The sequence below is a fragment of the Stenotrophomonas sp. STK17_22 genome (genome assembly GCF_051983905.1).
Classification (GTDB): domain Bacteria; phylum Pseudomonadota; class Gammaproteobacteria; order Xanthomonadales; family Xanthomonadaceae; genus Stenotrophomonas; species Stenotrophomonas maltophilia_A.
Window position 1 is genome coordinate 1412036 of record NZ_CP197010.1, and the last position, 13676, is coordinate 1425711.

The window sequence follows — 13676 nt, forward strand, 5'->3', positions numbered from 1 at the left end:
ACTGAATCAACGGCAGGAGGCGCGCATGCGCAGGATGGACGTGGTGGTGGTCGGCGCCGGACCGGCGGGGCTGTGTTTCGCGCGTGCGCTGGCCGGTAGCGGCCTGCAGGTCGGGCTGGTCGAAGTTCAACCGCGCCAGGCCCTTGCCGAGGCCGCCTTCGATGGCCGTGAGATCGCGCTGACCCATGCCTCGCGGCAGAGCATGGAGCAGCTGGGGCTGTGGCAGCGCCTGCCGCAGGCCGAAGTCGCTGAACTGCGCGATGCCAAGGTGATGAACGGCGGCTCGCCGTTCGCGCTGACCTTCGCCAGCAGCCAGGTGGACGGTCAGCCGCTGGGTTGGCTGGTGCCCAACCATCTGATCCGCCGCGCTGCATGGGATGCCGTGCAGGGGCAGGACGGCCTGGAGCTGTTCGACGGGCGCAAGGTGCTGGGCGTGCAGGCCGATGCGCAGGGCCACGTGGTCAAACTCGATGACGGCAGCCAACTTCATGCGCGCCTGCTGGTCGCCGCTGACAGCCGCTTCTCAGCAACGCGCCGCATGCTCGGCATCGGTGCGCAGATGCGCGACTTCGGCAAGTCGATGCTGGTGTGCCGCATGCAGGTCGAGCGCGACCATCACCACACTGCCTGGGAATGGTTCGGCTACGGCCGCACGATGGCGCTGCTGCCACTCAACGAGGGCCAGGCATCAGCAGTGATCACGCTGCCACCGCGGCAGATTGAAGAACTGCTGGCGATGGACGAGGTGGCCTTCGGTGAGGCCATCGGTGCCTGCTTCGAACACCGTCTTGGCCGCATGCAGCCAGTGGCCACGCCGCAGGCGTATCCGCTGGTCGGCGTCTATGCGCACCGTTTTGTCGGCGAGCGTTCGGCGTTGATCGGCGATGCCGCGGTGGGCATGCATCCGGTCACCGCACATGGCTTCAATCTGGGCCTGGCCAGCGCGCAGCGGCTGGCGCAGGGCATCGTCGAACAGCAGCGTCGCGGTGCCGACATCGCTGCCGCAGGCATGCTGGCCAGCTACCAGCGGGGTCACCGGCTGGCGTCGCGGCCGCTGTACGAGGCCACCAATGCCATCGCCAGCCTGTATACCGACGATCGCCGCCCGGCGCGGCTGCTGCGCGCGGCGGGCCTGCGTCTGGCACAGGGCGTGGCACCGTTCAGGCAGCTGATCGCCTCGCACCTGACCCAGCGCGTGGCCTGAACCGGTTCAGATCAGCCCGTTCAGATCAGCCGGCGGCCAGCACCCGGATCTGGCTGTCGGCGAACTCGACCACCTGGCCTGCGCGGATCTTGCAGGCCTTGCGCAGTTCGACTTCGCCGTCGACCCGCACCTGGCCATCGCCGATGACCATCTTGGCCTCGCCGCCGCTGGTGACCAGGTCGGCCAGCTTGAGCAGCTGCTTGAGTTCGACGTAGTCACCGTCGAGGTCGAATTCGAGAATCTGCATGGAGCGGGGTTCCTGGGGAAGGGCGCAGCCAGCGGCCGGGCCGGTGAAGAGGGCGCGTATTGTGCGCCAGCTTGGGGCATGACGGTACGCGCACGGCAAGCTGTACGCCTTGTTCAGGATCAATGCGGTATGATTCCGCTCTGAGCGAGTGAAATCTCCTCCAACCGAGCAGCGCCAGGGCACGCGATAAGAAGGGCGCCCAAAGCGCGGACCATCACCTTTTTTATCGCACTGCCAGGAAGACGGCAGTGTCTTCGGAGTTCCCCATGTCCCAAGATTCCCAAGCGCCGCTGCAGTTCGCGCAGCTCGGCCTGTCCGAGCCCGTGATGCAGGCGGTCACCGCCATCGGCTACGAAACCCCGTCGCCGATCCAGGCCGCCACCATCCCGGCGATGCTGGAAGGCCGCGACGTGCTGGGCCAGGCCCAGACCGGCACCGGCAAGACCGCAGCGTTCGCGCTGCCGGTTCTGTCCAACATCGATCTGCAGCAGATCAAGCCGCAGGCCCTGATCCTGGCGCCGACCCGCGAACTGGCCATCCAGGTTGCCGAGGCGTTCCAGTCCTATTCGTCGAAGATCCCGGGCTTCCGCGTGCTGCCGGTGTACGGCGGCCAGCCGTACGGCCAGCAGCTGTCGGCCCTGCGCCGCGGCGTGCACATCGTGGTCGGTACCCCCGGCCGCGTGATCGACCACCTGGACCGCAGCACTCTGGACCTGTCCGAGCTGAAGACGCTGGTGCTGGACGAAGCCGATGAAATGCTGCGCATGGGCTTCATCGACGACGTCGAAGCCGTGCTGAAGAAGCTGCCGGAGCAGCGCCAGGTGGCCCTGTTCTCGGCCACCATGCCGCCGCAGATCCGCCGCATCGCGCAGACCTACCTGCAGGACCCGGTGGAAGTGACCATCGCGGCCAAGACCACCACCTCGGCCAACATCCGCCAGCGTTACTGGTGGGTGAGCGGCATGCACAAGCTGGACGCGCTGACCCGCATCCTGGAAGTCGAGCCGTTCGACGCGATGATCATCTTCGCGCGCACCAAGGCCGGCACCGAAGAACTGGCCAGCAAGCTGCAGGCCCGTGGCCTGGCCGCTGCCGCCATCAACGGTGACATGCAGCAGGCCCAGCGTGAGCGCACCATCGCCATGCTGAAGGAAGGCAAGCTGGACATCCTGGTCGCCACCGACGTGGCTGCCCGCGGCCTGGACGTGGAGCGCATCAGCCACGTGCTGAACTACGACATCCCGTACGACACCGAAAGCTACGTGCACCGCATCGGCCGTACCGGTCGTGCCGGCCGCAGCGGCGAGGCGATCCTGTTCGCCACCCCGCGCGAGAAGGGCATGCTGCGCCAGATCGAGCGCGCCACCCGCCAGCCGATCGAAGAGATGCAGCTGCCGAGTGTGGAAGCGGTCAACGACACCCGCATCAACAAGTTCACCTCGCGCATCAGCGAAACCCTCGGCGCCGGTGGCCTGGACTTCTACCGCCAGCTGCTGGAGCGTTTCGAGAACGAGCAGAACGTGCCGGCCATCGAAGTGGCTGCCGCGCTGGCCAAGATGCTGCAGGGTGACACCCCGTTCCTGCTGCAGCCGCCGGTGCGTGCCCCGCGTGAAGAGCGCGCACCGCGCGAACGCTTCGACCGTGGTGACCGTCCGGAACGTGGCGATCGCTTCGACCGCAACGAGCGTGGTCCGCGCTTCGAGCGTGGCCCGCGCCGCGACGACGCCGAAGGTGGCTTCGAGCAGCGTCCGCGCCGCGAGGTTCCGCCGCGTGGTGCGCCGGAGCAGGGCATGGAGACCTACCGCATTTCGGTCGGCCACCAGCACGGCGTGAAGCCGGCCAACATCGTTGGCGCCATTGCCAACGAAGCCGGTCTGGAAAGCCGCTTCATCGGCCGCATCGACATCCACGACGACTTCTCGCTGCTGGACCTGCCGGCACAGATGCCGCCGGACGTGCTGTCGCACCTGCAGAAGGTGTGGGTGTCCGGCCAGCAGCTGCAGATGCGTGCGCTGGCCCCGGGTGAAGACACCAACCCGGCCCCGCGTCCGTTCAAGCCGCGCTTCGACAAGCGTGGTCCGGGCGGCCCGGGTGGCCCGCGTCGCGGTGGCCCGGGCGGTCCGGGTGGCCACGGTGGCGACCGCGGCGGTGACCGCGACAGCCGCCCGCCGCGTCGTGACGGCTTCAAGCCGCGCGGCCCGCGCAGCTTCTAAGCCGCACCTGCGGTCCTGAACAACGCCAGCCTCCGGGCTGGCGTTGTCCGTTATGGGCCTGGAAAAGGGGACGGAGGGGATTGAGTCGTTTATGCCCGGCAGTGCGCTTATGCCGAAAACGACTTAATCCCCTCCGTCCCCTTTTCGCATGGCAAACACATTGCCGGTCATAGGCTGGGCCGGTTCCAAGGGAGGTTGTCACCGCAGCACATTCGGGGGGATCCGGGATGGGTAGAAGTGGCACGGACCAGCAGAGCCGGCGGGTGCCGATGACCCGTGGCCTGGGATTGCGCTTTGCGTTGTTGACGGGCATGGCGATCGGGTTGGTCGCGCTGTCCGCGTTGATCCAGGAACTGCAGGCGGCCTCGACGGCCTGGATTGCCGGCCAGGGCTACTGGTCGCGGGGGCAGCAGGATGCGACCGCTGCGCTGAGCCGCTACCTGGCGCGTGGCGATGCGCAGGACCTGGATGACGCGCGCCAGGCCCTGCGGATTCCGTTGGGGGATCTGCAGGCCCGGCTGGCGCTGGAACAGGCGGTACCGGACGAGGAGAAGGCCCGGCAGGGTTTCCTGCAGGGCGGCAACGCGCGCGCCGATATTCCACGCCTGGTGTTCTCGTTCCGCTACGCCCGTGACCTGGGAGCATTCCGCGAAGCCACTGCACTGTGGCGGCAGACCGATGGTGATCTGGAGGCTGTGCAGGCCCTGGTCGCCGAGCTGCAACGGAGGCATGCGGCAGGTGAACTGCCCGTGGCCGACCGCAATCGCTACCTGCAGCAGCTGCGGGATCTCGACCGCCGCCTGCAGGTGCAGGCCCAGGCGTTCTCGCAGGCGCTGCTGAGGATGGCCACCATGGTCCGGATCGCCACGCTGATGGTTGGTGGCCTGTCGGTGCTGGTGATCAGCCTGATGGCAGTGGCGCTGGCGCGTCGTGTAGGCAAGGACCTGACCGAGCACGAGAGCCGCTTCCGCGCGGCGTTCTACCAGGCCAATGTCGGCATGCTGAAGCTCGACACCGATGGCCGCGTGGTCGAGGCCAACCAGGCGATGGCGGATATCCTCGACTATCGGCGCGATGTGCTGCTGCAGATGCTGCTGGGTGACCTGCTGATGGAGGGGGAACTGGTCCTCGATGGTGTCGGCCGCATCGACTGGGACCGGCAGCTGCGGCCGAGCGAGCTGCGTTTCCGCCGGCGCGATGGCAGCCTCGTCTGGGGACGCTGGAGCGGTACCGCGGTTCGCAGCTCGGGTGGTGGATTGTCGGTGTTCGCGATCATCGAGGATGTCAGCCAGAACCATGCACTGGCGCGCGAGATCGAGCATCACGCCAGCCACGATCCGCTGACCGGCCTGATCAACCGCCGCGAGATCGAACGCCTGCTGGAACGCGCGCTGCTGCAGGTCCGGACCGACGGTGGTACGCATGCGCTGTGCTACATCAACCTGGACCACTTCAAGCTGGTCAACGACAGCTTCGGTCATGCCGCCGGCGACCAGATGCTGCGCGGTTTCGCCGACTATCTGGTGGCGGCGGTGCGTGATGGCGATTGGGTCGGCCGCCTGGGGGCCGATGAGTTCGCGGTGTTTCTCGCCCACGCCGGCCAGGATGAAGCCAAGCGGGTACTGCAGCGGGTGATCCGCAACCTGGGCCAGGCCACGTTCCCGATCAGCGAGGGCAGCCCGCAGTTGAGCTGCAGCATCGGCGTGGTCGAGGTCAGTGCCGACGCCCCCGATGTGAACTGGCTGATGAGCGCTGCCGACAGCGCCTGCTATGCCGCCAAGCAGGCCGGTCGCAACCGCGTGCACTGCTTCAACGAGAACCGCATGGCGCTGGAGGAGCGGCGGCAGGAGGCCGAGCGTCTGCAGGGTGTCAGCCTGGCCATGGCGGAGAATCGCATGCTGCTGTACGCGCAGCGCATCGCCCGCGTGGGCGATCCGTCCTACCTGCACTACGAAGTGCTGGTGCGCATGCGCGGTACCGATGGCAGCCTGCACCTGCCCGGTCAGTTCATGCCGGCGGTGGAGCGATACGGCATGGCGGTGGCGCTGGACCGGCACGTGCTCGGGCTGTTGTTCCGCCACCTGCAGGTCTGCCCGGCACACGTGCGCCAGCTGGGCCTGTGCAACGTCAACGTTTCGGCGCAGTCGATCGCCGAGCCGGGATTCCTCGCCTTCGTCTGCGACCTGCTCGAGCGCAACCGCGCGCTGGCCTCGAAACTGTGTTTCGAGATCACCGAGACCGCGGCGATCAGCAACCTCAGCCAGGCACGCGCTTTCATCGATGCGGTCAAGGCGCGTGGCTGCCGGATGGCACTGGATGACTTCGGCTCCGGCCTGTCCTCGTTCGGCTATCTGCGCCAGCTGCCTGCGGACATCCTGAAGATCGACGGCACCTTCGTGCGTGACATGGACACCGACCCGGTCAGCCACGCCACGGTGCGTGCGATCAGCGAGCTCGGGCGCGAGCTGCAGATGGAAGTAGTGGCCGAGTGGGTGGAGACCGCCGAGGTTGCCGGTGCGCTGACCCGGCTTGGCGTACAAGGGCTGCAGGGCTATGCCATCGAACGGCCGCAGCCGCTGGAGCGGCTGACCCTGGTCGATCTGCGCCCGGTACGGCTGGTCGCGGTGAAGGGGCCGCCGGCGGCTGGCTGAACCGCGGGCGCCGACTTTGGTCTACACATGCGTGGCGTGCCCGGCTGCGATAATGCGCGCCAGGGGCGACGCGCAGTGGGCGCGGACGTAAGCAGGAACAGGATGTGGCGTGGGCGTCAGGCAGTGGCGGTACGAAACAGGGGCGCTGCTGGTCGTCCTGCTGATGGGAGTGTTGCTTCCCGGTCTGGTGCACGCGCGCCTGGCCGAGGCGGGCCGGGATTTCCTGCTGGTTGGCGCACCGACGGACGAACCGACACCCCATCGTGGCTGTACGCCCGCGATGCTGGCCGGGCCGCGCGAGCAGGTAGAGGTACCGGCGCCGCCCGGGGGCTGGTCGGGGCAACCCCAGGCGCTGGATGTGTTCAACGTGTTCGCTGGCGAAGTCCGCGTACAGCATGGTGACCGCGAGATCTGCGGCAACATGCACGATGCGCGCACCCGTGATTCGCGCTTCCGCGCCGGCATCGGCCTGGTGGCGGTGCCAGCGGCAGGCAGCCATGAGCCGTTCCTGGTGTCGTGGCAGGCGCCGCTGAAAGCGCGCTGGGTGCCGACCTTGCGGCTGGGGGCGCCCAGTGCGGTCCAGCAGAACGATACCGCCCGCCTGCTGGTGCGCGCGGCCTGCATCGCGGTGGCGATCGCGCTGGCGCTGTCGGCATTGATGGCCTACCTGACCACCCGTGACCGCAGCTTCCTGGTCTACATCGGCGCGACGATCGTGGTGGTGGTGTGGCAGGCGGTTCTTGGCGGCTTGAGCGGCTACCCCGAACCGTGGCTGCCGGTGGGCGAGCGCGGCGCATGGTGGCTGCTGGCGCTGACCGCCGCGACCCAGGCGCTGGTACTGCCCGCTCTGTGGCGCCTCAACGGCGGGGACCGCTTGCTGCCGCGCTCGCGGCCGGCACAGCAGGCTGTGCTGTGGGGCCTGATGGGACTGGCCGTGCTGGTGCCGTGGCTGCGCTGGGAATCCCTGGCGCTGGTCGCGCAGAGCCTGCAGCTGACCTTCATCCTCGGTTGCCTGTTGTCACTGGCCGCTGGCATGCGTGCCTGGTTGCGCGGTGACTGCTGGGCGTTGGCGGGCCTGGCGGCGCTGGTGCCGCTGCTTGTGATGATCGCCGCCGATGCCAGCAGTGCGGGGTGGCTGCTGGAGTACCGGGTGGAAGCACTGCAGCTGTCGGTGACCTGGCTGCTGATGATGGCCGCCTATGCCATGAACCAGCGGCTGGGCCGGCTGCGCCAGCAGCGTGATGAACTTCGCCAGCTGGCCGAGACCGATGGCCTGACCGGGCTTCCCAACCGTCGCGCCGGACTGCAGCAGCTGGCCCGCCATCTGGAACGGGTGGACCGTGAGCGCGGCCCGTTGGTGATCGGCTTCCTCGACATCGACCTGTTCAAGGACATCAACGACCGCCACGGCCACGCAGTGGGCGACCAGGTGCTGGTGGCGGTGGCGCGTGCCCTGCGCGCGGCGGTGCGCAGCCAGGACGAAGTGGTGCGGATGGGCGGCGAAGAGTTCCTGCTGCTGATGCCCGGCATGCCGCGCGAGGCGGCGTCGGCACGGCTGGACCGCCTGCGCCAGCGCATCACCGAGGCTGGCCAGGCCCTGCAGGTGCCGGGGCTGGAGGTGACCGCCAGCATCGGCCTGGCGCAGTGGCGACCGGGCGAGGACGATCTGGCCGGGCTGCTGCGGCGCGCCGACCATGCCATGTACGTGGCAAAGCGGGCGGGCCGCAACCGGGTCTTCGACGGTGAGGAGCTCGATCCGCCCGCCCTGGCATGAAGCGCAGCGGGCGGCGATGCCGGATAATGGGCCGATGACCACCCGACTCAACAAACATATCGCCGACACCGGCTTCTGCTCCCGCCGCGAGGCCGATCGCCTGATCGCCGCGCGCCGCGTTACCGTCAACGGCCATCCGGCCGGTACCGGCGCGGTGGTGGGCGAGGAAGACCAGGTGCTGGTCGACGGCCAGCCGCTGCGCGCCCGCGTGGCACGCAAGCCCGGCGCCCGCCGCCACGTCTACATCGCATTGAACAAGCCGGTAGGCGTCACCTGCACGACCGAAACTTCGGTCAAGGGCAACATCGTCGACTTCGTCGGCCACGAACAGCGCATCTTCCCGATCGGCCGCCTGGACAAGGAATCCGAGGGGTTGATCCTGATGACCAGCAACGGCGACATCGTCAACCAGATCCTGCGCGCCGAAAATGGCCACCAGAAGGAATACCTGGTGGCGGTGAACAAGCCGGTCACCGATGAGTTCCTGCGCGGCATGGCGCGCGGCGTGCGCATCCACGACCAGATGACGCTGCCGTGCAAGACCTCGCGCATCGCCAAGTTCGGCTTCCGTATCACCCTGCAGCAGGGCCTGAACCGGCAGATCCGCCTGATGGCCGCCGAATTCGGCTATCGCGTGACCCAGCTGCGCCGCGTGCGCATCGACAACATCAAGATCGGCGCGCTGAAGCCGGGCCAGTGGCGCAACCTGACCGAGCAGGAACTGCAGGGCCTGCTGCCGAAGCAGCTGGACTGGTAACGCGCGGTAGTGCCGGCCGCTGGCCAGCTGCTCCAGGCATCGAATGAGTGCGGGATGCCGGCCAGCGGCCGGCACTCCCCGTTGTGCGGATTACGCGCGGGCATCAGCTAGACTTTGCAGTGACCTGCCGGAACGTGACGCTGCATGATCAAGCCCGACAAGCCTGCCAACGAAGCCCTTCGGCTCCAGGCGCTGTACCGCTACCGGATCCTTGATTCGCAGCGCGAGAAGTCATTCGACGACCTGGTGGCGATCGCCAAGGCGGTCTGCGGTACCTCGATGGCAGCGGTGACCCTGATTGACGTCGAACGGCAATGGTTCAAGTCGATCCAGGGCATCGACGCGGCGGAAAACCTGCGCAGCGAATCGATGTGTGGCCACGCCATCCTGCAGCCGCACCAAATCATGGTGGTCGAGGATGCGTTGCAGGACATCCGCTTCCACGACAACCCGGTGGTGACCGGCGACCCGCACATCCGCTTCTACGCCGGTGCGCCGCTGATCAGTTCCGATGGCCTGCCGCTGGGTACGCTGTGCGTGTTCGATGCACAGCCGCAGCACCTGCCCAGCGACAAGGCCGAGGCGCTGGCCGCGCTGTCACGGCAGGTGATGCTGGTGATGGAGCTGCGTCGTTTCGCGCTCGACATCCAGAAGCACATGCTGGAACGCGATGACTACGAGCGCCTGCTGTCGGAGTACCAGGACGTGCTGCTGGCGCAGAATGCCGACCTGGCCGAACAGAGCCGCACCGATGCGCTGACCGGCCTGCCCAACCGCCGCGCGATGGCAGCGGCACTGGAAGAGGCGGTTGCGGAGATCGATGGGCAACCGGGAGTAGCCTGCGTGGCCCTGCTGGACATTGATCATTTCAAGCACATCAATGACTTCCAGGGCCACGCCACCGGCGACCGGGTACTGGCCGAGCTGGGCGTGCTGCTGCGCTCGCACTTCGCCGGCCGCGGCATGGCTGCGCGCTACGGCGGCGAGGAGTTCGTGGCGGTAATGCCGGGCACGGACCTGCACACGGCCGAACTGCAATGCGAGTTCCTGCGCCTGGCCGTGGCTGACCTGCCGCTTGGATTCCCGGTCACGATCAGCATCGGTGTTGCCCAGCACCAGCCAGGTGAAAGCGTGGATGACATGCTGGCGCGCGCCGACAAGGCGCTGTACCGGGCCAAGGGCAATGGTCGCAACCGGGTGGAACGGGCGGGCTGAAGCACCCCCAGGTAGATCCACGCCATGCGTGGATGCAGTTTCCGATTCACATCGCGTCGCAGCTCCTGCGATCAGAACCGGCCAGCATGACGTCCCTGTTTCCACGGACACCAGCCATGCTGCAGACCCTGGCCATCGCCCACTATCGCTCGCTGCACGGGCTGGTACTGCCGCTGCAGCCGTTGAACGTGGTCACCGGTGACAACGGCAGTGGCAAATCCAGCCTGTACCGCGCGCTGCGCCTGCTGGCGGAAACCGCCCAGGGCGGCGTCGCGGCGGTGCTGGCCCGCGAAGGGGGACTTGGTTCGGCGCTGTGGGCCGGCCCCGAATCCATCGATCGCCGGGTCGCGGCCGGCGAGATCCCGCTGCAGGGCGGGCCCCGGCAGGCGTCAGTGGGGCTGAAGCTGGGATTCACCACCGACGAGTTCGGCTATGCCATCGACCTGGGCTACCCGCCACCCAGCCGTTCCGCGTTTGCGCTGGATCCGCAGATCAAGGCGGAGGCGATCTGGGCCGGGCCGTTCCTGCGCAGCGCCAACCTGCTGGTCGATCGCCGTGGGGCAATGGTGCGGCAACGCCATGCGCACGGCTGGGATCTCGTGGATGACCGGTTGTCACTGTTCGACAGCCTGTTCACCCAGGTCGGCGATCCGCAGCGCATGCCGGAAACCATCGCCCTGCGTGAGTACATCCGTCGCTGGCGCTTCTACGATCATTTCCGCAGCGACGCCGATGCCCCGGCGCGACAACCGGCGATGGCAACGCGCACGCCGGTGCTGCATCACGACGGCCGGGACCTGGCGGCGGCCTGGGTGACCATTCTCGAGATCGGAGATCCGGTTGCGTTGGCACGCAGTGTCGATGATGCCTTCCCCGGCGCCACGGTCGGCTTCGAAGAGCTGGACGGTCGACTGGCCCTGCGATTCCACCAGCCCGGGCTGCTGCGGCCGTTGTCGATGGCCGAATTGTCTGACGGTACCCTGCGATTCCTGCTGCTGGCCGCGGCACTGCACACGCCGCGGCCACCGCCGCTGCTGGTGCTGAACGAGCCGGAGACCAGCCTGCATCCGGACCTGCTGCCGGCGCTGGCGCGGCTGATCATCGCCGCCAGTGCGCGCAGCCAGGTGTGGGTGGTGTCACACGCCAGCCGGCTGATCGCGGCGTTGGAGCAGGCGCCGGGCTGCCACTCGCTGCATCTGCACAAGGAACAGGGCCGCACGCTGCTGAGCGGGCAGGGCCTGCTGGATGCGCCGGCCTGGCATTGGCCGCAGCGTTGAGACATCGATCCGGATCCGGCAGATCCACGCCATGCGCGGATGCACTCAATCGGCGATGTTGCGTGCCTCGGCCGTGCCAAGGATTTCCGGGTGCTGCACCGGCTTGCGGCGGTTCAGCAGCGGATGCAGGAACACCGCGCCGACAATGATCGCCACGCCCAGGTAGAACCACGGCGTGACCTCGTGCTGCTCGCGCAGCAGCACCACCGCCAGCACCACCGCATAGACCGGTTCCAGGTTGGTCACCAACTGCACCGTATAGGCGCTCAGGTGGCGCAGCGCGACCAGGGCCAGGGCGAACGGCAGCAGCGTGCAGAACCCGGCCAGCACCAGCAGCAGGATGCCGTCGTGCAGATTCGGGACTACCCACAGCGGGCTGGCCAGTGCTGGCAGCAGGTAGGGCATCAGCGGTGCCAGCAGGGTCAGGGTGAGGGTGCCGGCGCCCAGCTCCAGTGCCGTGACCGTAAGCGGATCGGCGTGGCTGACCATGCGCTTGTTGAGCGAGCCGAACACCGCCACCAGCAGCGCCGATATCGCGCCGATCAGCACACCCAGGCGCATGCCATCGGGCACGCCACCGACCACCAGTGCAACACCCGGCAGCACGGCCAGGCCGAAGGCGAGTTCACGCAGCTGGAACGGTCGCTTGGCTACCCACGGTTCGATGATCGAGGTGAATACCGGCGCCAGCGCGATGCAGGTGGCGGCCACCGAGGCGTTGGCCAGCTTCACCGCGCCGTAGAACGTCAGCCAGTGCAGGGCGACCAGGGCGCCGATGCCGGCATAACCGGCTACCAGCCGCAGCGGCAGCGTACGCAGTCCGCGCCAGACCCGCGGCAGCAGGGCCAGCATCGCCGTTACCAGCAGCATGCGCCACCACACCAGCGGCAGCGCGGGCAGGGTGATCAGCTTGCCGAGGATGGCGGTGACGCCCCACAGCAGGACACAGAAATGGATCTGCCACAGCGCTTTGCGGGTGTCGGGTGTGCTCATCCGCCTATTGTGAGGCAAGGCGATGACCGCAGCGCTATCCGCGTGAGGAATTGCGGGGGGCGTCCACCTGCCGCTGTAGGGCCATCGCCGCTGCCGGGTTGCGTGCCTTGCCTGCGCCGATGCACAGCAGGTAGACCTCGCGCGGGGTTTCCGGGGCCGCCCCGGCCAGGCAGGGCAGGTCATCCACCGGCTCGCCGCGTGACCAGCGCAGGGCACGTTCGGCCCAGCGCTGCTGCAGCGGCGCTGGCAGGCCTTCGTTCAAGCGGGCCTGGCTGCGCTTGATCCGCGCGTAGACGAAGCCGGCACTGACATCACCGTGCAGGGGCGCCTCGTCGCTGTCCTCGATCACCAGCGCCACGCCGTGTCGGCGCGCGGCGGCAACCAGCGCCGGGCCATGCGCCCCGGCGTTGCGCACCTCCAGCGCGTGCTGCAGCGGCACCCCCTGCAGCTGCTGCGGCAGCTGCGCCATCAGCGCGCCCAATGCATCGGCATCAGCCGGATGACGCGGATCGAACTGCCACAGCAACGGGCCGAGCCGGTCACCGAGCGCCAACGCCGCCTCGAGGAACGGTGCGGCGGCCTCCACGGTGCTGGACAGGTCGCGGCGCTGCACCAGGTAGCGCGGCGCCTTCATCGAGAAGCGGAAACCGCCGGGTGTCTGTGCAGCCCATTGCGCGCACTGGGCCGCAGTGGGCGTGCGGTAGAACGTGCCGTTGATCTCGATGCAGCGCAGGGCACGGCTGGCGTGGGCCAGTTCCTCGCGCTGCGGCAGGCCTGCTGGATAGAACACACCGCCGCGCCATTCGGGAAACACCCAGCCGCCGATGCCGCAGCGGATGGCCGCGTGGCCGGCAGCTGTGGTCATTGGCCGTGGTCCGCGCGCCACGGATCGTAGCTGCCGAACCACCACAGGTAGCCTTCCGGGTCGGCGCAGGCGTAGCCACGGCCGCCGTAGTCCTGGTCGGCGATGTCGATGACGATGCGCGCGCCGGCGGCCTTGGCCCGGGCATGGTGCGCATCGGCATCGCTGACGATCACGCAGGCGCTCTGGGTCTGGCGTCCGCCGACCTCGTCAGGCATCACGGCATGCTGGTTCCATTCGCTTTCCTTGTTGACCGAACCGAGCATGATCATGCCGTGGCCGAAGGTGAGCTGCGCATGGAAGACCGTATCGCCCTCGGCGTAGACGGCCTGGGCATGGAAGCCGAAGGCACGCTGCAGCCAGTCGATGGCGGCCTGCGCGTCGCGGTAGCGCAGGCACGGAATGATGGTGGAGCCGCTGCTGGGTTGGCCGTTCTCGCCCATGACACCCCTCCTATGGCACAGGGCAGGGTGCGCCGCGGAC

The 13676-nt window shown here is 68.1% G+C and carries 11 protein-coding genes; 7 read left to right on the forward strand and 4 right to left on the reverse strand.

Annotation, left to right across the window (positions count from 1 at the left end):
- Positions 1–25 precede the first annotated feature (25 nt).
- Complete coding sequence (gene ubiM / locus ACSYS9_RS06415; protein WP_071228464.1) at positions 26–1204, forward strand: 5-demethoxyubiquinol-8 5-hydroxylase UbiM; 1179 nt, start codon at positions 26–28, stop codon at positions 1202–1204.
- Between the two features lie 25 nt (positions 1205–1229).
- Here ubiM and ACSYS9_RS06420 read toward each other — a convergent pair whose 3' ends face one another.
- A complete protein-coding gene (locus tag ACSYS9_RS06420; RefSeq protein WP_010486399.1) occupies positions 1230–1451 on the reverse strand; it encodes an RNA-binding S4 domain-containing protein in 222 nt (73 codons plus the stop codon).
- A gap of 266 nt (positions 1452–1717) precedes the next feature.
- Here ACSYS9_RS06420 and ACSYS9_RS06425 point away from each other — a divergent pair, with 266 nt between their 5' ends.
- From ACSYS9_RS06425 to ACSYS9_RS06450, 6 genes are all read left to right on the forward strand, one after another.
- Positions 1718–3664: a DEAD/DEAH box helicase gene (locus ACSYS9_RS06425; RefSeq protein WP_032128355.1), complete on the forward strand. Its 1947-nt coding sequence runs from the start codon at positions 1718–1720 to the stop codon at positions 3662–3664.
- A 227-nt stretch (positions 3665–3891) separates the two neighbouring features.
- Positions 3892–6315 carry a putative bifunctional diguanylate cyclase/phosphodiesterase gene (locus ACSYS9_RS06430; RefSeq protein ID WP_071228463.1) on the forward strand — a complete coding sequence of 808 codons (2424 nt, stop codon included), beginning with the start codon at positions 3892–3894 and terminating at the stop codon, positions 6313–6315.
- 109 nt (positions 6316–6424) lie between these two features.
- Positions 6425–8089 carry a sensor domain-containing diguanylate cyclase gene (locus ACSYS9_RS06435; protein ID WP_071228462.1) on the forward strand — a complete coding sequence of 555 codons (1665 nt, stop codon included), beginning with the start codon at positions 6425–6427 and terminating at the stop codon, positions 8087–8089.
- Between the two features lie 34 nt (positions 8090–8123).
- Positions 8124–8846 carry a pseudouridine synthase gene (locus tag ACSYS9_RS06440; protein WP_005408708.1) on the forward strand — a complete coding sequence of 241 codons (723 nt, stop codon included), beginning with the start codon at positions 8124–8126 and terminating at the stop codon, positions 8844–8846.
- 144 nt (positions 8847–8990) lie between these two features.
- On the forward strand, positions 8991–10061 hold the full coding sequence (locus ACSYS9_RS06445; protein ID WP_071228461.1) for a sensor domain-containing diguanylate cyclase: 1071 nt from the start codon (positions 8991–8993) through the stop codon (positions 10059–10061).
- Positions 10062–10177: 116 nt separating this feature from the next.
- A complete protein-coding gene (locus ACSYS9_RS06450; RefSeq protein WP_024956273.1) occupies positions 10178–11338 on the forward strand; it encodes an AAA family ATPase in 1161 nt (386 codons plus the stop codon).
- A 45-nt stretch (positions 11339–11383) separates the two neighbouring features.
- Here the strand turns inward: ACSYS9_RS06450 and ACSYS9_RS06455 are convergent, their stop codons facing one another.
- From ACSYS9_RS06455 to ACSYS9_RS06465, 3 genes are read right to left on the reverse strand one after another with little or no spacing between them, the layout of a single operon-like run.
- Complete coding sequence (locus ACSYS9_RS06455; RefSeq protein ID WP_012479593.1) at positions 11384–12331, reverse strand: DMT family transporter; 948 nt, start codon at positions 12329–12331, stop codon at positions 11384–11386.
- Between the two features lie 34 nt (positions 12332–12365).
- The gene (locus ACSYS9_RS06460; protein ID WP_071228460.1) at positions 12366–13196 is read right to left on the reverse strand and encodes a DUF72 domain-containing protein; all 831 of its coding nucleotides are present in this window, start codon (positions 13194–13196) and stop codon (positions 12366–12368) included.
- The gene (locus tag ACSYS9_RS06465) at positions 13193–13636 is read right to left on the reverse strand and encodes a VOC family protein (protein ID WP_071228459.1); all 444 of its coding nucleotides are present in this window, start codon (positions 13634–13636) and stop codon (positions 13193–13195) included. The genes ACSYS9_RS06460 and ACSYS9_RS06465 overlap by 4 nt, the downstream gene beginning before the upstream one ends.
- Between the last annotated feature and the right edge of the window lie 40 nt (positions 13637–13676).

What these genes read in the sequence shown, in the direction of transcription:
- ubiM (WP_071228464.1), top strand. Translation starts at nt 26, where the DNA reads ATGCGCAGGATGGACGTGGTGGTGGTCGGCGCCGGACCGGCGGGGCTG.
- ACSYS9_RS06420 (WP_010486399.1), bottom strand. Translation starts at nt 1,451, where the DNA reads ATGCAGATTCTCGAATTCGACCTCGACGGTGACTACGTCGAACTCAAG.
- ACSYS9_RS06425 (WP_032128355.1), top strand. Translation starts at nt 1,718, where the DNA reads ATGTCCCAAGATTCCCAAGCGCCGCTGCAGTTCGCGCAGCTCGGCCTG.
- ACSYS9_RS06430 (WP_071228463.1), top strand. Translation starts at nt 3,892, where the DNA reads ATGGGTAGAAGTGGCACGGACCAGCAGAGCCGGCGGGTGCCGATGACC.
- ACSYS9_RS06440 (WP_005408708.1), top strand. Translation starts at nt 8,124, where the DNA reads ATGACCACCCGACTCAACAAACATATCGCCGACACCGGCTTCTGCTCC.
- ACSYS9_RS06445 (WP_071228461.1), top strand. Translation starts at nt 8,991, where the DNA reads ATGATCAAGCCCGACAAGCCTGCCAACGAAGCCCTTCGGCTCCAGGCG.
- ACSYS9_RS06450 (WP_024956273.1), top strand. Translation starts at nt 10,178, where the DNA reads ATGCTGCAGACCCTGGCCATCGCCCACTATCGCTCGCTGCACGGGCTG.
- ACSYS9_RS06455 (WP_012479593.1), bottom strand. Translation starts at nt 12,331, where the DNA reads ATGAGCACACCCGACACCCGCAAAGCGCTGTGGCAGATCCATTTCTGT.
- ACSYS9_RS06460 (WP_071228460.1), bottom strand. Translation starts at nt 13,196, where the DNA reads ATGACCACAGCTGCCGGCCACGCGGCCATCCGCTGCGGCATCGGCGGC.
- ACSYS9_RS06465 (WP_071228459.1), bottom strand. Translation starts at nt 13,636, where the DNA reads ATGGGCGAGAACGGCCAACCCAGCAGCGGCTCCACCATCATTCCGTGC.